Source organism: Methylorubrum sp. POS3, from assembly GCF_043352485.1.
GTDB lineage: Bacteria > Pseudomonadota > Alphaproteobacteria > Rhizobiales > Beijerinckiaceae > Methylobacterium > Methylobacterium suomiense.
This window is the reverse complement of record NZ_JAPRBT010000001.1, coordinates 935,493-954,659: the sequence shown is the minus strand read 5'-3', so window position 1 is coordinate 954,659 and position 19,167 is coordinate 935,493. Positions and strand designations below refer to the sequence as shown.

Genomic DNA, 19,167 nt, shown 5'->3' with positions numbered 1-19,167 from the left:
ATCCGAGCCGCATCTTTTCTCAGGCTGGCGCGACGGCGGGCGTCTGCTCCAGCATATCCCGGATCGTCCGCATCAGGTCGTGGCGCGCCATGTCGTGGGCGAGATCGACCGCCGACGCGAAGCCCTGCGCGTTTTCCGAGCCATGGCTCTTGATGACGATGCCTTCCAACCCGAGGAACACACCACCATTGGCCCGGCTCGGATTCATCTTCTCGCGCAGGGCCGCGAAGGCCTGGCGCGCGAACAGGTAGCCGATCTTGGCCGAGAGCGTCCGGCCCATGGCGGCCTTCAGGTAGCTGCCGATCTGCTTGGCGGTGCCCTCGGCGGTCTTCAGGGCGATGTTGCCCGTGAAGCCCTCCGTCACGACGACGTCGGTGGTGCCGCGCCCGAGATCGGTGCCCTCGACGAAGCCGTAATAGTGGAAATGGGCGGGCTCCGTCTCGCGCAGGAGGCGGGCGGCCTCCTTGACGGCCTCGTTGCCCTTCATCTCCTCGGTGCCGACATTGAGAAGGCCCACCGTCGGACGCTCGAGATCGAGCACGATGCGGGCCATGGCCGCGCCCATCACCGCCATCTCGACGAGGTGCTCGGCATCCGTGCCGATCGTGGCCCCGACATCGAGCACGACGCTCTCGCCCCGCACCGTCGGCCACAGGCAGGCGATGGCCGGGCGCTCGATCCCCGCCATGGTCTTGAGGCAGATCTTCGACATCGCCATCAGTGCGCCGGTATTGCCGGCCGAGACGGCGGCCTGGGCCTCGCCGTCGCGCACCGCCTGGATCGCCCGCCACATCGAGGACTTGCCGCGGCCCTGGCGCACCGCCTGGCTCGGCTTGTCGTCCATGGCGATGGACACGGTGGTGTGGCGGATCTCCACCGCCCCTTTCAGGCGGGGTTCGGCCTCGACGAGGGGGCGTATGACCGCCTCGTCGCCGAACATGAGAAAGGTGGTTTCGGGGTGGCGCTCACGGGCGATGGCCGCACCGGGCACGACGGTCGAAGGGCCGTGATCGCCGCCCATGGCGTCGAGCGAGATGCAAACGCGGTTCGACATGATTCCCTGGACCGGACGCCGCGGGGCGTCCTGCATGCGGGCGGAGAGGGCCCGACGGGCCCGGTTCGGCGGCGCGCAAAATAGCGAGGCCGCCCCGCCGGGCAAACAAAAACTGAGAATTTTCCGACGCGATGGGCGATTACGCCTTTCCGCCGAGCTTGTCCTTGAGCGCCGCGAGGTCGGCAAACGGCAGCGGCTCCTCCCCCGCGCTGACCGGCTCGAAGGCGACGCCGGGCTTGCGCGGATAGGGATCGAGCCCGAGCGCCAGGAACTCGGCCGTCAGCGCGCCGAAATCGATCCGCCCGTTCATGATCGGATCGGGCAGCTCGACATCCTCGGCATCGGTGTCGTTCAGGATGTCGGCATTGGTGAACTCGACATCGACCGCTTCCTCCACCTTCGCCTCGAACGGCTCCAGCGTCACCGTGCAGACCTGGGTCACGATCGCCTTGACGCTGCCGCCGACATGCAGCCGGGTGAGCGAGCCACTGAGGCGGAAGCGCCCGACGAGGTCGCGGATGGCGGGAATCTTGAAGTCCCGGGCGAGCACGGCGCATTCCTCCGGGCTCGCCTCGACGGTGATCTCGGAGCGATCCTTGTTCAGGCGCTCGACATTGACCCAGCGGGAGAGCGGTCCGGTCGGGGCGGCATTCATCTCAAGCCTCCTGCGGCGCGCGGGCCGGAGCGGCGAAACGGGGACCCTGCGTCAGCAGGGCATCGAGATCCTGCCCGGCGAGGGCATCGGCACTGGCCGCGACGTAGGCCGCGAGCGCCTGGGCGGCGTCCGCCTCGTCCTTCGCCAGCACGTTGCGGGCGAGGGCTGCGGCCAGACCCTGCAGGTCGCCCTCGTCGAGGGCGGTGCCGTAGGCCCCGGCCCGCGCGTAGAACGAGGCGCCAAGCTTCTTGATGCGCTTCGACACGCCCATGTCGCCGACGCCGAGTTCGCGCAAGCTCTCGTCGAGCTGCACGAACACCGAATCGATCAGCTCCTGCGCGACGTCGTCGGCGGGCGGCGGCAAATGCCCGAGGCGACGCAGCACGAGGATGACGTGCAGGCTCAGGGCTTCGAACCGGCCCTCCACGGTGTCGGGCACGCCCAGCGCCTCGTACAGATCGGGCCGGCGCGCCGCCTCGCCGATCCGCTGATGCAGCGTTCGGATCGTCCGGCGGCGCTCCCCGGCACGGCGAAAAAACCCTGCGATCATGCGGTCCACCGGATCGGCCTGGCCTGTGGCCGAGCTTGCCTTGTCAAAGCCATATCACCGCGGTACGGCAACCCTCGACCAGGGTGCAAGTCCGAAGACGCACGAGCGAAATCGTGCCGCGGACCCGTCCCGCATGATGGAAACAGGGGGGCCGATGTCGCGCCGTCTCGTCTCGTCGCTCGCCCGCGTGGCTGTTCTCGGCACGATCGCGCTCGGCGTCTCGGGCTGCATCGGCGAGGAAATCCGCCACGGCTACCAGATCGACCAGGCCGCCCTCGCGACCGTCAAGCCGGGGATGAGCGCCGAGCAGGTGCTGCAGATCCTCGGCACGCCCTCGACCGTCTCCACGGTCGGCAACAAGTCCTGGTACTATATCAGCCAAACCACGAGCCGCACGGTGCTGTTCCTCGGTGAGCAGGTGCAGGATCAGAAGGTGACGGCGGTCTACTTCAATCCCGGCATGAAGGTGGAGCGCGTGGCGCTCTACGGCCTGCAGGATGGACGCGTCTTCGACTTCATCGAGCGCAGGACCCCGTCGAGCGGTGCCGACCGCGCCTTCCTCAGCCAGCTCTTCCGCGGTCTGACCCGCTACGAGCCGTTCGGAAGCGGCGCCGGCACCTCGATCGTCCCCGGCGCCCGCGCCGGTCAGTAGGCCGCTGCGCCGGTCAGGGCCCGGACGATGTCGTCGGGCCCTCCGAACAGATGGGCCGGCGCCCGGGCTGCAAGCGCAGCGGGCGCCGAGTAACCCCAGGCGACGGCGCCGAACGCGCAGCCCGCCTCGGCGGCGGCCTCGGCGTCGCGAATCTCGTCGCCCACCGCCAGCATCCGTTCCGGCGTGATCCCTGCCGCCCGTGCGACCGCGCGCAGATGGCGTGCCTTGCCGAAAAGCGAGGCGCCGCAGGCATAGTGGCGGATGCCGATGCCCGATGACCCGAGCGCCCGGCGCACGGTCGCCTCGCCGTTGGAACTGACCACCGCGAGCCCGATCCCCGCCGCATCGATCGCGTCGAGCATCGCCGGCACGCCGGGAAACAGGGCGATCGCCTCGGCGTGGCGCGCGGCGAGCCCGCGCATGTGCCGGGCGATCAGCGGCACCTTCCAGGCCGGGATGCCGAGCTCCGCGATGATCGCGCGGGCGCCCAACATCCGCAACCGCTCGACCGCGTCGGCCTCGACCCTGCGGAAGCGGTAGCGGTCCGCCACCCCGTTCAGCACCGAACAGAACCAGGGGAAGGTGTCGGCGAGGGTCCCGTCGAAATCGAAGGCGACGAGGCGATAGGGGGGATGGCTCACGCGAACGGCCTATGACGGATGGGCTGCCGGCGGCGCGGACACGACCCCCGGTCCACCGCGCCCGGTGTTGCCGCGTGATCGGATGCGCCTCGCCATGCGGCGATCCCCTCGGGCGCAGAGCTGTCTCTTCGGAAGGTCCGTCCCATGTTGTCGCTCTCCGCACGGGGCCTTCCGTGCCTCGCTGGACTGTCCGTCGTGCCCGGGACTCTGCTGGCTCGATCCGGCAAGCCGCGGGGAGCATGCCCACGGGTTCGCACCGGGAGGGCACGTCGAGCCTTGGGCGAAGCGGGGGCCGCCTCGGCGAGGGCGCCGTGCAAGACAATGCTCCCAGCCGACAAAAAACGGCCCCGCTCGCGCGGGGCCGTCCATTCGATCCACCGATCCGGGGTGCTTAGGCGGCCTGCTTCCCGAGCGTCGGGTAGTCGACATAGCCCTCCGGGCCCTGGCTGTACCAGGTCTTGATGTCGTCCTTGGCGAAGGGCAGACCCTTGGCGATGCGCTCCGGCAGGTCCGGGTTGGCGATGTAGGGGCGGCCGAAGGCGATGGCGTCGGCCTCGCCCGATTCCACCGCCGCCTGCGCGCGCGGACCGTCATAGTCGCAGTTGAGGATCACCGGACCGCCGAAGCGCTCCTTCACGACCGGGGCGACGGGCGCCACCGATGCCTTGCCGAAGGTACCGTCGGGTCCGGGCTCGCGCATCTCGATGAAGGCGAGGCCGACACGCTCCATCATCTCGGCGGCGAGGCCGAAGGTCTCGTGCGGGTTCGAATCATCCACGCCCTGGATGGCCCCGTTGGGCGAGAAGCGAATGCCGGTGCGCTCGGCGCCGACGACGCCGGCGACGGCCTGGGCCACCTTGGTCACCAGCCGCACCCGGTTCTCGACCGAGCCGCCGTAGCGGTCGGAGCGCTTGTTGACGCCGTCCCGGATGAACTCGTCGAGAAGGTAGCCGTTGGCCGCGTGGATCTGCACACCGTCGAAGCCTGCCGCCACGGCGTTGCGGGCGGCGCGCTCGTAATCGGCAATGAGGCGCGGGATCTCGTCCTCACGCAGGGCGCGGGCCTTTCCGTAGGGCTTCTTGCCCTCGTAGGTATGCGCCTCGTCCGGTGCCGTCGCCTCCGAGGCTGAGACCGGCGGTTCGCCGCCCAGGAAATCCGGATGGACGAGGTAGCCCATGTGCCAGAGCTGCGAGACGATGCGTCCACCGGCATCGTGGACCGCCTTCACGATCGGCTTCCAGGCCTCGACCTGCTCGTCCGACCAGATGCCCGGGGCGTAGGGCCAGCCGAGCCCTTCCTGACTGATGCCGGTGGCTTCGGAGATGATGAGGCCGGCACCCGCGCGCTGGGCGTAGTACTCGGCCATCAGCGGGGTGGGCACGTGGGTGCGGGTGGAGCGACCGCGGGTCAGCGGCGCCATGAGGATGCGGTTCGGCAGCTCGATGGCACCGAGGGTGATCGGGTCGAACAGATTCGGCATTCGGCTCTCTTTGAATCAAGGACGACACCGGCGGGCAGCCGGGGACGCGGGTAGATACCCGCAACGTGGCCCCATCGGTGAGGGATGCCAGTGCGCTGGCGCACGTTGTCGGTTGCCGTGCAGCGTGAATGGGGATGAAAGCCCGATCCTGATGGGCGGTTCCCCCTGCGCCGCTTCAGCGCGGGGCCAACACCTTCTCGTAGCACCACGCTTCCATGCCATCTTCGTAATAGTCGGGCTTGGTGCCGTAGCGGGTGTAACCGTGCCGCTCGTAGAGGCGGATGCCGGCTCCGTTGTCGGCCCGCACCTCCAGGCGCAGGCGTCTGCGGTCGTGGTCGAGGGTATCGGTCTCGGCCGCGTCGAGCAGGAGGCTGCCGAGGCCGTGGCCGGCCCGCGCGGGCGAGACGGCGATCGAGGAGAGCCGGGCGACGAGGCTCGTGCGCCGCCGCTCCAGGGTCGCGGCGCCGACGAGGATCTCCTCGCCCGCATCCTGCGCGACCGCCGCCAGCAGGCTCATGCTGGGCGAGCCGAGAGCATGGCGGATCGCCCGACGCTCGGCCCGGTCGGTGGCGAAGGCCGCGTGTTCCAGGGCCACTAGGGCATCGAGATCGGCGAGCCGGGCCGGCCGGATCGTCACGTCGAGCTCGGCGGGGGCATGGCCGTTGCGGCTCACGCGGCGCTCCAGGGGAAGGTCCATGTCTCGGTCAGCGCCTCGCCTCCCTTGTCGCGCAGGAAGGCCCGCAACTCCGTCGTCCCCGGGGCATCGAGGCGTATGTCGACGGCGACGCGGAAACCGCCGATATGCGGGTTCGGCACGATCGAGGTGGCGACGATGCGCCCGAGGCTCGCGCTCGCCACGACCTCCGGCGGCGGGGCTCCTGCGGCACGCCGATCCAGACTGCCCCCGCCGAAATCGATGAGGAAGCGACGGGCGAGGCGGCCATCCGGATCGCCCTCCTTGCGCGGGGCGCCGCTGGCGGCAGGGGTGGCCAGGAAGGTGTTGACCACCTGACCGTTGGGATGGAGATCGCCGGCGCCGATCGCTCGGATCCGGTAGGCGAAGCGTGCCGGCTTACCGGGCGGGAAGGGAATCTTCGGTCGCCAGAAGGCGACGATGTTGTCGGCGGTCTCGTTGTCGGTCGGCAACTCCATCAGGACGACGCTGCCCTCGCCCCAATCGCCCTCGGGTTCGACGAAGTAGCCGGGGCGGCGTTCGTAACCCGCCTCAAGATCTTGATAGCTGGCAAACGATCGGTCGCGCTGCATCAGGCCGAAGCCCCGCGGCGAGGCGATGGAGAACGTGGAGATCCGTCGTCCCCCTGGATTGTCCAGCGGCCGCCAGAGCCACTCGCCGGAGCCCGCCGCGATCTGGAGACCGTCCGAATCGTGCAGTTCGGGCCGGTAATCGTCGCTGTGTCCCCGGTCGGTCTCGCCGATGAAGTACATGGACGTGAGCGGCGCGAGGCCGGCATTGGCCAGCGGCCGACGCGGGAACAGCGTCGCGGTCACCGATACCGTGGTCTGCGCGCCCGGCCGTACGATGAAGCGGTAGGCGCCCGCCTGCGACGGCCCGTCGAGAAGCGCGTGGATCGTGCAGGTGCCCGGCTCGCCGTCCGCCTCGATCCAGAATGCGCGGAAGACCGGGAATTCCTCGGGCCCGCCCGCGGCCTCTGTGTTCACCGCCAGGGCGCGCGCCGAGAGGCCGTAGAGCTGGTCCTGGCCGAGGAAGCGGAAGTAGCTCGCGCCGACGAAGACGATCAGCTCGTCGATCACGTCGGGACGGTTGAGGGCGGTGTGGAGGCGAATGCCGGCAAAGCCGAGATCGCCCGGCAGCGGCGCGTCGAGTTTGGTCCGTCCGAAATCGAACAGGGCCGGATCGTACGTGATCGGGGTCGCGGTTCCGTCGCGCACGAGACTGACCGCCACCGGGCGCGGATACAGGAAGCCGAGATGAAACAGCTGCAGCCGGAAGCGCCCGTCGGCGCCGACCCGGAAGGCGCGGTCCGGCCGGAAGCGGATGTCGCGCCACGCGTCGTAATCGAGTTTGGCCAAGATGTCGGGCAGGGGCGGCACGGTCGCGTCGTAGGGCGCGGCGGCGAGGCTTCGGGCCTCGTCCTCGACCGTGGCGAAGCTGAAGGGCCGTGCCTGCCCCAGAGCGGTGATGGGAAGACCGGCCAAGCCGGCGGCGAGGCCTGAGACGACGGCGCGGCGGGACGGCTCGGTCATGACTCCCTGCAGCTCGGCATGTCGGCCCGTATGACGATGCGGGCCAAGCTTCGGCCCGGTTCAATGGACCGTCCGCGCGTCCTTGGAAAGGGCTGCTACCGAACGCTGCGGGGCCATGCCCATGGATCGGGCGGCAGCGCCGATGTTCGGGCGAGCGCCGCAGCAGCGTCGGCTCTGCCCCGCCGTCGAGCGGAGCGCGAGGCTCTGAGCCGTGGGATGTGGCCGCCGACGCGTGAGCCCAGCGGCGAAACACCGACTGATGCGGGCCGGCCACAATCGCGTGAGGCTGTGGGGAAACGCCGGCTAAAGGTGTGGGAAGCCACTTGTTTCACCCCGCTGCGCTGCGTATATCCGCCTCGCCCAATTTCGCACGTGCCTGTGGCCGCGTGCCGGTTGGTGGGCATCCGGTCAACTGCCGGACAGCCGCCAGGGGTCTTAAAGGATCGATGGTCGCAAGGGGTGGATCCCTACGGCCGGCATCCGGGTGGCAACACCAGACCCTAACAACAACCGGCAGCCGGAGGCGAAACCGGCGAACCCCGCTCTCCACGGGGGACGCAGCTTAAAGCAACGACGAACGGGCTTTTTTGGTCTCGTCGGCCCTCCAAAGGCCGACACCGAAGAGGCTTGTTTCTCCTTGCCCGGCGTGCGGTTGGGGTTTCCCCATCCAATCCACGGCAGCTTCCGGGTGCTCTGCACTCGTGGCCGATCCCGCGTCTCCAAAGCGCGTGGACGGACGCGACGCATCGCCCCCTGACGCCGACGATCCCGACGGGTCGTCTCGATTCGATCTCGCGCCCACGGATGGCGCCTCGAACCTGTGGTGGGGACGACCGATGACCGATCGCATCCGCGATTACCTGCGCGCGCGCCGTGACCTCGGCCGCGACGAGGGTCCGGTGATGGTGCTCGACCTTGAGGTCGTGCGCGAAAACTTCTCGCAGTTCGCCCGCGCCCTGCCGGATACCCGCGTGTTCTACGCCGTGAAGGCGAACCCGGCCCCGGAGGTGCTGCGCCTGCTCGCCGAGATGGGCTCCTGCTTCGACACCGCCTCGGTCGCCGAGATCGAGATGGCGCTCGCCGCCGGTGCTACGGCCGAGCGCATCTCCTTCGGCAACACCATCAAGAAGGAGCGCGACGTCGTGCGCGCGCTGAAGCTCGGCATCCGGCTCTTCGCCGTCGATTGCCAGGCCGAGGTGGAGAAGATCGTCCGCGCCGCCGGTGAGGCCGGCGTGACGGCCGCCGACGTGCAGGTCTTCTGCCGCATCCTGTGCGACGGCGCGGGCGCGGATTGGCCCCTCTCGCGCAAGTTCGGCTGCGAGCCGGAGATGGCGGTGAACGTGCTGGAGCACGCCCACCGGCACGGGCTGCATGCCTACGGCGTCTCGTTCCATGTCGGCTCGCAGCAGGCCAACACGGAAGCCTGGGACGGGGCGCTCGCCTCCGCGTCGATGATCTTCCAGGAATGCGCGCTCCGCGGCATCAGCCTGTCGATGGTCAATCTCGGCGGCGGCTTCCCGACCAAGTACCTCAAGGCGGTGCCGGGCGTGGAATCCTACGGCGACGCGATCTTCCGCGCGCTCACCAAGCATTTCGGCAACCGGATTCCCGAGACCATCATCGAGCCGGGCCGGGGCATGGTCGGCAATGCCGGGCTGATCGAGGCGGAGGTGGTGCTGGTCTCCCGGAAGTCCGAGGCCGAGGACGAGGTGCGCTGGGTCTATCTCGATATCGGCAAGTTCGGCGGTCTCGCCGAGACCATGGACGAGTCGATCCGCTACGCCATCCGAACCGACCACGACGAGGACCGTATGAGCCCCTGCGTCGTCGCCGGTCCGACCTGCGACTCGGTCGATGTGCTCTACGAGAAGAACCACTACCCGCTGCCGGTCTCGCTCTCGATCGGCGACAAGGTGTGGATCGAGGGCACGGGCGCCTACACCACGACCTACGCGGCGGTGGCCTTCAACGGCTTCCCGCCCCTCGAGCAGATCGTGATCTGAGCCCGCGCTCAGCCTCCGTTCACGCGTTCCGCGTCAGAAAGCCCGCGCGTCCCACGGGACGCGCCATCGACGTGTCCCGGACGGCCTGCGCCCCGCGCAGGTGCGAGGGCTGTTTCTTCCCGCCGAACGGCGAGTTTGGGAGGGTACGGCCATGATCCAGATCCGTGATGAGATCGCCTCGGACGTCGCCGCGCGCGAGCGCCTGCTCGATGCCTGTTTCGGCCCGGCACGCGTCCTGAAGACCTCGCAGCGCCTGCGCGAGGGCCGTCTGCCCGCGCAGGGCCTCGCCCTGACCGCGACGCGCGGCGAAACCCTCGTCGGCACCGTTCGCTTGTGGGACGTCGCGACCGGCTGCGGCCGTCCGGCTTTGCTGCTCGGCCCGCTCGCGGTCGATCCGGCTCTCCAGGGCGTAGGCCTCGGCGGCGCCCTGATGCGCAGGGCGCTCACCCGCGCGGCCGATCTCGGCCACGGCGCCGTGCTGCTCGTGGGCGATGCGCCCTATTACGCCCGCTTCGGCTTCGCGCCGGAACGGGTGGCCGAACTCGCGATGCCCGGCCCGTTCGAGCGCGCGCGCTTCCTCGGGCTCGATCTCGCGCCGGGTGCCCTCGACGGCGCCCTGGGCGTGCTGCACGCCACCGGTCGCCTCGCCCCCCTGCCGGAGATCGCTGCCGAGGCCGCCGGAATCGCGGCACGACGACAGGCCGCTTGAGACCGCGCCGTCGGCCTGAGCGACGGAGCTTCGGGCGGGCGGCAGGGCTTCGCTCCGCCCCTTCCCGGCGTCGTGGGGCTCCGCATTGCGGAGCCACCGGATCCGCACCGAATCCCACCCCTCGCTCGACGTTAGCCGGCTTCTATATGGTGGCCCCAGGGTCGCCGGAGGCGCAGGTCGGGAATGCTGGGCTGGTTTCGCGCTTTGATGCCGCGAGAGGATCGCTTCTTCGACCTCTTCGAGCGTCACTCTCACACCCTGATCGCCGCCGCCGAGGCACTGCACGGCGTGTTGCAGGGTGGAAACGACGTGTCGCGCCATTGCCAGACCGTCGTCGAACAGGAACGCGAGGCCGACGCGATCACCGCCGAGGTTCTGCTCGCCGTGCGCCGCAGTTTCATCACCCCCTTCGACCGCGGTGACATCAAGGACTTGATCCAGTCGATGGACGACGCCGTCGACCAGATGAACAAGACGGTCAAGGCGATCCAGCTCTACGAATTGCGGTCGTTCGATCCGCTGATGCAGGAGATGGGCGGCACGGTCGTCGAGGCCGCGCGGCTCACCGTCGAAGTGGTGCCGTTGCTCAGCGCCGTCGGCACCCACGCGGCCCGCATCAACCAGATCACCGAAGCGATCACCCGAGTCGAGGGTCGCTCCGACGACCTCGAGCAGCGCGGCCTGAAGCGCCTCTACCAAGCCCATCGCCAGGATGGCGGGGACGGCGACGCTATGGCCTACATCATTGGGGCCGAGATCTACGGACATCTGGAGGACGTCGTCGATCGCTTCGAAGATGTCGCCAACGAGATCAGCGGCATCGTGATCGAGAACGTGTGACGCGCATGGACACCGCCACGCTCGCGCTGCCCTACCTGATCGCCCTCATCGGGATCGCACTGCTCTTCGATTTCCTCAACGGCCTGCACGACGCGGCGAACTCGATTGCCACCATCGTCTCGACCCGCGTGTTGCGCCCGCAATACGCGGTGCTCTGGGCGGCCTTCTTCAACTTCATCGCGTTCCTGTTCTTCGGCCTGCACGTGGCGCAGACGCTCGGCACGGGGATCGTCGATGCCGGCATCGTCGATCCGCAGGTGATCCTCAGCGCGCTGATCGGCGCCATCGTCTGGAACGTGGCGACCTGGATCTTCGGAATTCCGTCGAGCTCTTCGCACGCCCTGATCGGCGGCCTCGTCGGCGCCGGCATCACCAAGGCGGGTCCGAGCGTCGTCGTCTGGTCCGGTCTCGGCAAGACCGTGGCGGCCATCGTGCTCTCGCCGCTGCTGGGCTTCATTCTGGCGCTGCTGCTCGTTCTCGCCGTGTCGTGGGCCTGCGTGCGGGCGACGCCGTTCGGGGTGGATCGCACGTTTCGCGGGCTGCAATTCGTCTCGGCCTCGCTCTACTCGCTCGGGCATGGCGGCAACGACGCCCAGAAGACGATGGGCATCATCGCGGTGCTGCTCTACGCGCAGGGGCATCTCGGGAACGACTTCCACGTCCCGCTCTGGGTGGTGCTGGCCTGCCAATCCGCGATGGCACTAGGCACCCTCTCGGGCGGCTGGCGCATCGTGCACACGATGGGCTCGCGCATCACCCGGCTCAACCCGATGCAGGGCTTCTGCGCCGAGACCGGCGGCGCCATCACCCTGTTCCTCGCCACCTGGCTCGGTGTGCCGGTCTCGACGACCCACACCATCACGGGGGCCATCGTCGGTGTCGGCGCGGCGCGGCGCGCCTCGGCGGTACGCTGGGGCGTGGCCGGCAACATCGTGATCGCCTGGGTGGTCACCCTGCCGGCCGCCGCGGGAATCGCCGCGGGCTGCTATCTGCTCACGACGCTCGTCGCGCCTTGAGGCGTCGCGGTGCCGCAAGGCGCGGCGGTCGACGGTCGGGCCGCAGGCCGGCACAAAGACAGGGAGAAGACTGTTCCGGCGGGCCGGCAGGGGGAAGCGATGCGGGGCGGCGGATTCTGGGCCATGGGCCTGCTCTCGGTCCTTCTGCTGGCCGGGGAATCCCGGGCCGCGGAGGGGCGGGCCTTCCTGATCGCGGGCCTCGACGGAAAGACGTTCTTCCGGCCCGAGGGCTCCGTGAACGGGCCGAACGGGCATGACGGGCTCGCCGTCATCGACATCTCGGATCCGGCTCGGCCGCGTCTCGCCCACGTGCTGGGGCTCGACACCTCGGTCTACGGGCCGCCGACCAACCTGCAGATCACACCGGACGGCCGCTTCGGCCTGATCACCAGCCCCGTGACCATGCGGCAGGAGGGCGAGAACTGGTGGGCGCAGGCCGATGACCGCCTGCACGTGGTCGATCTCGCGGCCGAGCCGCCGGTGCTGATCGAGACGATCCGCGTCGGCCGGCAGCCCTCGGGTCTGGCGATCGCCAGAGCCGGCGGTGTCGCGCTGGTGGCCAACCGGGAGGGCCGCAGCGTGTCGGTCCTGGCGATCGGTGATCGGACCGTGCGCGTCGTGGCCGAGGTGGATGTCGGGGCGGAGGCCGCCGCCGTGGCCCTGACGCCGGATGGACGGCGCGCCTATGTGGCCAAGAACAAGTCCGGCACGATCGGCGTCCTCACCCTCACGGACGGACAGTGGCGCTACGATCCCGCCCTCGACATGCCGGTGGGGCCTGGCACCTACGGCCTGGAGGTGACGCCGGACGGGGCCTTCGCGCTCTCCGGCAACACCGGCCCCGCGCCGAGCGACGGCCATGCCGACACCGTCGCGCTGATCCGGACCGACCCCGCGCGGCCGGTTGTGCTCGATCACCTCGGGGTCGGCGATACCGCCGAGACCCTCGCGATCAGCCCGGACGGGCGTCATGCGGCCATCGCCGTCGTGAAGGGTTCCGCGGCGGCACAGGCGAGCCCCGCCTACACGCCCGGCAGCGCCGCCGTGCTGGTGGCGATCCGGCCCGAGGGACGGCTGCGCTTCCTCGGCGAGGCCCCGGCCGGTGCCGTGGTCCAGGGCATCGCCTTCGATCCGAGCGGGGAATACGTCTATATCGGCAACTACACCGATCGCAGTCTCGGCGTGTACCGCATCGAGGGGGATGCGATCCGGGATACGGGCTTCCGCCTCACACTGCCGGGCCAGCCGGCCTCCCTGCGCGGCAGGCCTTGAGAGGGAGTGTCGCGGGCATTCCGCACCGCCGAAGGTACGCCCTCCGTTAAAAAATCACGCAAAACGCGTCAGCATCCGTATGGCCGAGACAGACACTGAGCATTTCTTGTTTGCGTGACAGGTTTCGCGGGCTGTAGGCTCAGGACTCACAACCAGTCGCTGACGGTTGCGGCGAGGCCAACGGCGGCAAAATCATTGGTCGCCGAGCGGTCGTAGCGCGTGGCGTGCCCGAAGCGCGGCAAGGCGGCAGGCGCGCGCACGCGTCCTCGACGACATCCTGGCCGAAATCCGGCAGGGGCGCGTGCCACCGACGGATGCGGCCCCTCACCGCGCCGCGATCCACGAATTTAGTCATGCGGTCGTCAGCCGCGCGCTCGACATCGGGTCCATCATCGATCTCTCCATCCACGACGGCGGAAGCGAGTTGATGCTGGAGCTCGCGATCGGCGGCGATGCGACACTGCCGCAACTCGATGCCATCCTCGAAATTGCACTGGTCGGACGCGTGGCGGAGGAGATTGCGTTCGATACCGGTTCGATCGCAGTCGGCTTGGGATCGGGGTCGGATCTCGCGCGAGCGACGAAGATCGCGCGCGACATCGAGTGGCGGTTCGGGCTCGGCAGTTTCGGCCCGATCCATTTTGAGGCCTCGACCAGCGATCTGTTACGGGTCAGTGAGCTGCTTGGGCCGGGGCTCCGCGGCTGCGACCTACCTCATGCTCATCGTCACAAGACGTTGCATCGGCTTCATGATCACGCGGGTCGAACCAGAGAGGCGCACGCCGTTGGTCGGAGCGATCGCACGCGAATCCGACGCGGCCGGGCGGCACGGTCGGCGGTCGAAATGTCCAAATCCCACCCCGGGACAACATCTAGTGATGGACAAAATGTCCGTGAGCAGCGTCTCGCGAAATCTTTTAAGATGTTGGATATATTTCATAAAATCGGAATTGATAGTCTGGCTTGGACATTGCTCACGGGTGTCTCGTGATGCGGCAGAGACCGCACCCGAGAACATACGCCAGGAGGACACATGTCGGTCAGTCTCGCAGCGGGCCCAGGCTTTCTCAGTCGCGAGCGCACGGTCGCCGCGCCGAGCTTCAATCGTTGGCTGGTACCGCCGGCGGCGTTGGCGATCCACCTCTGCATCGGCATGGCCTACGGCTTCAGCGTGTTCTGGCTGCCGCTCTCGCGCGCCGTCGGCATCACCCAGCCGGTTGCCTGCCCGGCCGAGATGGGCTTCCTCGCCGGTCTCGTCGCTTCGAACTGCGACTGGAAGATCAGCCAGCTCGGCTGGATGTACACGCTCTTCTTCGTGCTGCTCGGCTGCTCCGCGGCGGTCTGGGGCGGCTGGCTGGAGCGCGCCGGGCCGCGCAAGGCCGGCCTGGTCTCGGCCCTGTGCTGGTGCGGCGGCCTTCTGATCTCCGCACTCGGCGTCTACTGGCACCAGCTCTGGATGCTGTGGCTTGGCTCCGGCGTGATCGGCGGCATCGGTCTCGGGCTCGGGTACATCTCGCCGGTCTCGACGCTGATCAAGTGGTTCCCCGACCGGCGCGGCATGGCCACCGGCATGGCGATCATGGGATTCGGCGGCGGCGCGATGATCGGCGCGCCGCTGGCCGACTGGCTGATGCGCCAGTTCGCGAGCCCGACCTCGGTGGGCGTGTGGCAGACCTTCGTGGCGATGGCCGTCATCTACGCCATGTTCATGACGGCCGGGGCGCTGGGCTATAGGGTGCCGCGGGAGGGCTGGAAGCCCGCGGGCTGGACCCCGCCCGCGACCGCCAAAAGCGCGATGGTCTCGTCGCGCAACGTCGATCTCGGCGTCGCGACGCGCACGCCGCAATTCTGGCTGATCTGGGCCGCGCTCTGCCTCAACGTCTCGGCTGGTATCGGCGTCATCGGCATGGCCTCGCCGATGCTGCAGGAGGTGTTCGGCGGCCGTCTCCTCGGCCTCGACGTGCCCTTCGGTCAGCTCGAAGCCGCGCAGAAGGCGCAGATCGCAGCGATCGCTGCCGGCTTCACCGGGCTGCTTAGCCTGTGCAACATCGGCGGGCGCTTCCTCTGGGCGACCTCCTCGGACCGGCTCGGTCGTAAGCTCACCTTCGCAATCTTCTTCCTGCTCGGTATGGTGCTCTACGCCGCAGTGCCGACGCTGGCGGGGCTTGGCACGACGCTGCTCTTCGTGCTCGCCATGGGCGTCATCATCTCGATGTATGGCGGCGGCTTCGCGACGGTGCCGGCCTACCTCGCCGACATGTTCGGGACCAAGATGGTCGGCGCGATCCACGGCCGGCTGCTGACCGCCTGGGCGACCGCGGGCATCCTCGGCCCGGTGCTGGTGAACTATCTGCGGGAATACCAGCTAGCGGCGGGTCTCCCCAACGCGCAGGCCTACAATCAGACCATGTACATCCTCGCCGGGCTCTTGGTGCTGGGCCTGATCTGCAACCTGCTGATCCGCCCGGTGGCGGCCCGGCATTACATGGCGGAGGAGACGGCGCCCGTGGCCACCGGCCCCGAGGCGCAGGGTGCGCTCGCCGCCACGCCGATGGCCGAGCGCACGTCCGCGCCGGCTCTCGTCGTGCTGGCCTGGGCCGCCGTCGGCCTGCCGCTCGCGGCCGGCGTGCTGATCACCATCCAGAAGGCGGCGATCCTGTTGCACTGACCCGTGCCTGCGACCCGCCGGCAGGTTGCCGGCGGGTCGGTGATGCTTTGGTTTGTGCCCTGATGGCTCGTCCGTCCGGCATCACACGTAGGATCGATCCAGGTACCACGCCGGCCAGCCGACACCATCTGGAGTTACCTCGACAGACGGAGGCGTCGCTTAGGGCGAACGGCCTCAATTGAGTTCAATGGCGCTCTAACGTGGCGCTCGTCGGCGTTCGAGAGCCGGACGGCCTCTCGGAGTGGAGCCCCTGCCGAACCGGGCACAGAGCGGGCAAGTGTCTCGAGAGGGCCGCATGCACGGCTCGCTCAAACCCATTGACGATCCGGTGATGCGAAGGCTGATCACACCGATGGAGGAGCAGCGACCGGGCTCAGGCAGACTGCGCGCAACATCCGGTCGCTGGCGGGATGGGACCCGGCGAGAGGAAATTGATGGACCAGCCGAAGCCTAGGGAATTGGTCAGGATCGCTCGATCAGGCGCGGGACGGCCGGGTTACGTCACGGTGAAGGGCGCCAGGGAGCACAATCTGCGCGATGTCGACGTAGAACTGCCGCGCGACGCCCTCGTGGTGTTCACGGGCGTCTCCGGCTCCGGCAAATCATCGCTGGCCTTCGGCACGCTCTACGCCGAGGCGCAAAGGCGCTACTTCGAGTCGGTCGCACCCTACGCACGGCGAATGATCGACCAAGTCGGCGTGCCCGACGTCGACGCCATCGAGGGGCTTCCCCCCGCGGTCGCCCTCCAGCAGCAACGCGGCACGCCGAGCGCCCGCTCCTCGGTCGGCAGCGTCACCACCCTGTCGAGCCTCGTACGGATGATGTACTCGCGCGCCGGCACCTACCCGCCGGGCCAGCCGATGCTCTACGCGGAGGACTTCTCGCCCAACACGCCCCAGGGCGCCTGCCCGTCCTGCGGCGGGCTCGGGCGGATCTATCGGGCGACGGAAGCCTCGATGGTCCCCGACCCCTCGCTGACGATCCGCGAGCGGGCGGTTGCGGCCTGGCCGCAGGCTTGGGGCGGGCAGAACCTGCGCGACATCCTGGTCAGCCGCGGTGTCGATGTCGACACGCCCTGGAAGGACCTGCCGCGGGCGCTGCGGGACTGGATCCTGTTCACCGACGAGCAGCCGCAGGAGCCGGTCTATGCCGGACTGACCCCTGCGCAGACGCAGGCCGCCCGCCGACGCCGGCTGGAGCCGAGCTACATGGGCACCTTCACGAGCGCCCGTCGCCACGTGCTCGGAACCTTCACCAACTCCCAGAGTGCGCTCATGCGCCGCCGCGCCGCGCGTTATCTCGTGAGCGAGGATTGCCCGGCCTGCCATGGCAAGCGCCTGAAGCCCGAGGCGCTCTCGGTCACCTTCGCCGGGTACGATATCGGCGAGCTATCGCGCATGACGCTGTCCGACTTGGCGGAGGCGATGCGGCCCGCGGCCGAGGACCGGCTCCCCGACGAGGACGCCACCCCGACGACGCTCGACCGCGACGCCGCCCGGCAGGACCGCGCCCGACGTGCCGCTGCGGGCGCCTCGGCGCACAAAGGCGCGCCGGACGTGCGCGTGACGCCCAATCTCTCGATCGAGAAGCGCCTCGCCGCCCAGCGGCTGGCTGCCGACCTCGTCGACCGGATCGGGACGCTGACCGAACTCGGCCTCGGCTACCTCTCGCTCGACCGGGTCACCACGACCCTGTCCTCGGGCGAGCTGCAGCGCCTGCGGCTGGCGACGCAGCTGCGCTCGCAGCTCTTCGGCGTGGCCTACGTGCTCGACGAGCCGACCGCCGGGCTGCACCCGGCCGACGGCGACGCGATGCACAATGCGCTGGCCGGGCTCCTCGCCGCGGGCAATTCGCTGTTCGTCGTCGAGCACGACATCGGCACGATGCGCCGGGCCGACTGGCTCGTCGATGTCGGCCCGGCCGCAGGCGAGCACGGCGGCACCGTGCTCTACAGCGGCCCGCTGGAGGGGCTTCGGGACATCGAAGCGTCGCGCACGCGGCTGCACCTGTTCGGACTGGCCGAGCCGCCCCGGCGCCCGCGCCGCGAACCCTCGGGCTGGCTGCGCTTGGAAGGCATCGTCCGCAACAACCTGAACGGGATCTCGGCCGCGTTCCCCCTCGGCTGCCTCACCGCCGTGACCGGCATCTCGGGCTCCGGCAAGTCGAGCCTCGTCAGCCAAGCCCTGCTCGAACTCGTCGGCGACCGCCTCGGGCGCCCGGTCGAGACCGACGACGAGCCGGACGATCCGCTCGACGCGGCGCCGGGCCCGACCGAGGGGCGCATCGTCGGCGGCATGGAGGGCGTCCGTCGCCTCGTGAAGGTCGATCAGAAGCCGATCGGGCGCACGCCGCGCTCGAACCTCGCGACCTATACCGGCCTGTTCGACGCCGTGCGCAAGCTGTTCGCCGGCACGCCCGAGGCGCAACGCCGCCGCTACGACGCCGGCCGCTTCTCCTTCAACGTCGCCAAGGGCCGCTGCCCGGCCTGCGAGGGCGAGGGCTTCGTCAGCGTCGAATTGCTGTTCATGCCGAGCGTCTACGCTCCCTGCCCGACCTGCCACGGCACCCGCTACGCGCCCGAGACGCTGGAGGTGACCTGGAACGGGCTCTCGATCGCCGACGTGCTCGGGCTGACCGTCGAGCGCGCCTGCGCGGCCTTCGCGGACGAGCCCTCCGTGCTGCGCCCACTGGCCGTGCTGCGCGATCTCGGCCTCGGTTATCTGCGCCTGGGCCAGCCCGCGACCGAACTCTCCGGCGGCGAGGCCCAGCGCATCAAGCTCGCGACCGAATTGCAGCGGGGCCAGCGCGGGGGCACGCTCTACGTCCTCGACGAGCCGACGACCGGGCTGCACCCGACCGACGTGGACCGTCTGATGCTTCAGCTCAACGGCTTGGTCGATGCGGGCAACACGGTCGTCATGGTCGAGCACGACATGCGCGTCGTGGCGAGCGCCGATCACGTCATCGATGTGGGGCCCGGCGCCGGAGGCCTGGGCGGCACGGTTGTGGCGGCCGGCCGTCCCGAGGTGGTGGCGAAGGCGCGGGCAAGCCGCACGGCAGCGTATCTGCGGGAGGAACTCGAAGCCTACGCAAGCGCGAGCTGACCGCCCCGGCGGCCCTGACGCACCTTGTCGATTCGGTGCGTCACGGCTCCGAGCATCGGTTCCGGAACCGAGAGCAGACGCTTCACGCGGCCCCCCGCTCGCGAGCGTCTAATCGGCAAGCACGAAGGGATTCGCGTTATCGGCCCACTATCCGGTCGACCCCTACGGCGTTCTCCGTTGCATGTTCGGCAAGGTCGTCGGGAGTGGTACCTGCAATAGGCCCAAGGCTGGGCGGCCTACGCCAACCTCTACGCCGCGCTGATCGTGATGGCGCTGATGTGCTCGGGCCTCATCAGC

At 69.3% G+C, this 19,167-nt stretch carries 16 protein-coding genes; 9 read left to right on the top strand and 7 right to left on the bottom strand.

The window, feature by feature from the left end; translation table 11 throughout:
• Positions 1 to 19: 19 nt before the first annotated feature.
• The 3 genes from plsX to OWC43_RS04495 form a co-directional block, all read right to left on the bottom strand.
• The gene (gene plsX, locus OWC43_RS04505) at positions 20 to 1,054 is read right to left on the bottom strand and encodes a phosphate acyltransferase PlsX (RefSeq protein WP_393955858.1); all 1,035 of its coding nucleotides are present in this window, start codon (positions 1,052 to 1,054) and stop codon (positions 20 to 22) included.
• Between the two features lie 139 nt (positions 1,055 to 1,193).
• Positions 1,194 to 1,709, bottom strand: a complete 516-nt coding sequence (locus tag OWC43_RS04500; RefSeq protein ID WP_393955857.1) for a YceD family protein — start codon at positions 1,707 to 1,709, stop codon at positions 1,194 to 1,196.
• A 1-nt stretch (position 1,710) separates the two neighbouring features.
• Entirely contained in the window at positions 1,711 to 2,259 is a 549-nt protein-coding gene (locus tag OWC43_RS04495) for a ubiquinol-cytochrome C chaperone family protein (RefSeq protein ID WP_393955856.1), read from the bottom strand.
• A gap of 154 nt (positions 2,260 to 2,413) precedes the next feature.
• Between OWC43_RS04495 and OWC43_RS04490 the strand changes: the two genes are divergently transcribed.
• Positions 2,414 to 2,911, top strand: coding sequence for an outer membrane protein assembly factor BamE (locus tag OWC43_RS04490; RefSeq protein WP_137828795.1), 498 nt, complete (start codon positions 2,414 to 2,416; stop codon positions 2,909 to 2,911).
• Here the strand turns inward: OWC43_RS04490 and OWC43_RS04485 are convergent.
• The 4 genes from OWC43_RS04485 to OWC43_RS04470 form a co-directional block, all read right to left on the bottom strand.
• The gene (locus tag OWC43_RS04485) at positions 2,905 to 3,552 is read right to left on the bottom strand and encodes an HAD hydrolase-like protein (protein WP_393955855.1); all 648 of its coding nucleotides are present in this window, start codon (positions 3,550 to 3,552) and stop codon (positions 2,905 to 2,907) included. The two genes, OWC43_RS04490 and OWC43_RS04485, sit on opposite strands and share 7 nt — an antisense overlap.
• A gap of 391 nt (positions 3,553 to 3,943) precedes the next feature.
• A complete protein-coding gene (locus tag OWC43_RS04480; protein WP_393955854.1) occupies positions 3,944 to 5,032 on the bottom strand; it encodes an alkene reductase in 1,089 nt (362 codons plus the stop codon).
• Positions 5,033 to 5,207: 175 nt separating this feature from the next.
• Positions 5,208 to 5,729 carry a GNAT family N-acetyltransferase gene (locus OWC43_RS04475; protein ID WP_393955853.1) on the bottom strand — a complete coding sequence of 174 codons (522 nt, stop codon included), beginning with the start codon at positions 5,727 to 5,729 and terminating at the stop codon, positions 5,208 to 5,210.
• The gene (locus tag OWC43_RS04470; RefSeq protein WP_393955852.1) at positions 5,702 to 7,258 is read right to left on the bottom strand and encodes a glucan biosynthesis protein; all 1,557 of its coding nucleotides are present in this window, start codon (positions 7,256 to 7,258) and stop codon (positions 5,702 to 5,704) included. The genes OWC43_RS04475 and OWC43_RS04470 overlap by 28 nt, the downstream gene beginning before the upstream one ends.
• Positions 7,259 to 8,094: 836 nt before the next feature.
• Between OWC43_RS04470 and OWC43_RS04465 the strand changes: the two genes are divergently transcribed.
• From OWC43_RS04465 to OWC43_RS04430, 8 genes are all read left to right on the top strand, one after another.
• Positions 8,095 to 9,261, top strand: a complete 1,167-nt coding sequence (locus OWC43_RS04465; protein WP_137828790.1) for a type III PLP-dependent enzyme — start codon at positions 8,095 to 8,097, stop codon at positions 9,259 to 9,261.
• A gap of 151 nt (positions 9,262 to 9,412) precedes the next feature.
• Complete coding sequence (locus tag OWC43_RS04460) at positions 9,413 to 9,970, top strand: GNAT family N-acetyltransferase (protein WP_393955851.1); 558 nt, start codon at positions 9,413 to 9,415, stop codon at positions 9,968 to 9,970.
• 183 nt (positions 9,971 to 10,153) lie between these two features.
• Positions 10,154 to 10,810: a DUF47 domain-containing protein gene (locus OWC43_RS04455; RefSeq protein ID WP_137828788.1), complete on the top strand. Its 657-nt coding sequence runs from the start codon at positions 10,154 to 10,156 to the stop codon at positions 10,808 to 10,810.
• 5 nt (positions 10,811 to 10,815) lie between these two features.
• Positions 10,816 to 11,826, top strand: a complete 1,011-nt coding sequence (locus OWC43_RS04450; protein ID WP_137828787.1) for an inorganic phosphate transporter — start codon at positions 10,816 to 10,818, stop codon at positions 11,824 to 11,826.
• 123 nt (positions 11,827 to 11,949) lie between these two features.
• Complete coding sequence (locus OWC43_RS04445) at positions 11,950 to 13,098, top strand: YncE family protein (protein ID WP_393955850.1); 1,149 nt, start codon at positions 11,950 to 11,952, stop codon at positions 13,096 to 13,098.
• Between the two features lie 301 nt (positions 13,099 to 13,399).
• A complete protein-coding gene (locus OWC43_RS04440) occupies positions 13,400 to 14,089 on the top strand; it encodes a hypothetical protein (protein ID WP_393955849.1) in 690 nt (229 codons plus the stop codon).
• A 42-nt stretch (positions 14,090 to 14,131) separates the two neighbouring features.
• A complete protein-coding gene (locus OWC43_RS04435; protein WP_393955848.1) occupies positions 14,132 to 15,766 on the top strand; it encodes an OFA family MFS transporter in 1,635 nt (544 codons plus the stop codon).
• A gap of 434 nt (positions 15,767 to 16,200) precedes the next feature.
• On the top strand, positions 16,201 to 18,870 hold the full coding sequence (locus tag OWC43_RS04430; RefSeq protein ID WP_393955847.1) for an excinuclease ABC subunit A: 2,670 nt from the start codon (positions 16,201 to 16,203) through the stop codon (positions 18,868 to 18,870).
• Positions 18,871 to 19,167: the final 297 nt, after the last annotated feature.

Bases quoted from the DNA above. Each gene is read 5' to 3' on its own strand.
- plsX (WP_393955858.1), bottom strand. From the start codon at position 1,054: ATGTCGAACCGCGTTTGCATCTCGCTCGACGCCATGGGCGGCGATCAC.
- OWC43_RS04500 (WP_393955857.1), bottom strand. From the start codon at position 1,709: ATGAATGCCGCCCCGACCGGACCGCTCTCCCGCTGGGTCAATGTCGAG.
- OWC43_RS04495 (WP_393955856.1), bottom strand. From the start codon at position 2,259: ATGATCGCAGGGTTTTTTCGCCGTGCCGGGGAGCGCCGCCGGACGATC.
- OWC43_RS04490 (WP_137828795.1), top strand. From the start codon at position 2,414: ATGTCGCGCCGTCTCGTCTCGTCGCTCGCCCGCGTGGCTGTTCTCGGC.
- OWC43_RS04480 (WP_393955854.1), bottom strand. From the start codon at position 5,032: ATGCCGAATCTGTTCGACCCGATCACCCTCGGTGCCATCGAGCTGCCG.
- OWC43_RS04475 (WP_393955853.1), bottom strand. From the start codon at position 5,729: ATGGACCTTCCCCTGGAGCGCCGCGTGAGCCGCAACGGCCATGCCCCC.
- OWC43_RS04470 (WP_393955852.1), bottom strand. From the start codon at position 7,258: ATGACCGAGCCGTCCCGCCGCGCCGTCGTCTCAGGCCTCGCCGCCGGC.
- OWC43_RS04465 (WP_137828790.1), top strand. From the start codon at position 8,095: ATGACCGATCGCATCCGCGATTACCTGCGCGCGCGCCGTGACCTCGGC.
- OWC43_RS04460 (WP_393955851.1), top strand. From the start codon at position 9,413: ATGATCCAGATCCGTGATGAGATCGCCTCGGACGTCGCCGCGCGCGAG.
- OWC43_RS04455 (WP_137828788.1), top strand. From the start codon at position 10,154: ATGCTGGGCTGGTTTCGCGCTTTGATGCCGCGAGAGGATCGCTTCTTC.
- OWC43_RS04450 (WP_137828787.1), top strand. From the start codon at position 10,816: ATGGACACCGCCACGCTCGCGCTGCCCTACCTGATCGCCCTCATCGGG.
- OWC43_RS04445 (WP_393955850.1), top strand. From the start codon at position 11,950: ATGGGCCTGCTCTCGGTCCTTCTGCTGGCCGGGGAATCCCGGGCCGCG.
- OWC43_RS04435 (WP_393955848.1), top strand. From the start codon at position 14,132: ATGTCGGTCAGTCTCGCAGCGGGCCCAGGCTTTCTCAGTCGCGAGCGC.
- OWC43_RS04430 (WP_393955847.1), top strand. From the start codon at position 16,201: ATGGACCAGCCGAAGCCTAGGGAATTGGTCAGGATCGCTCGATCAGGC.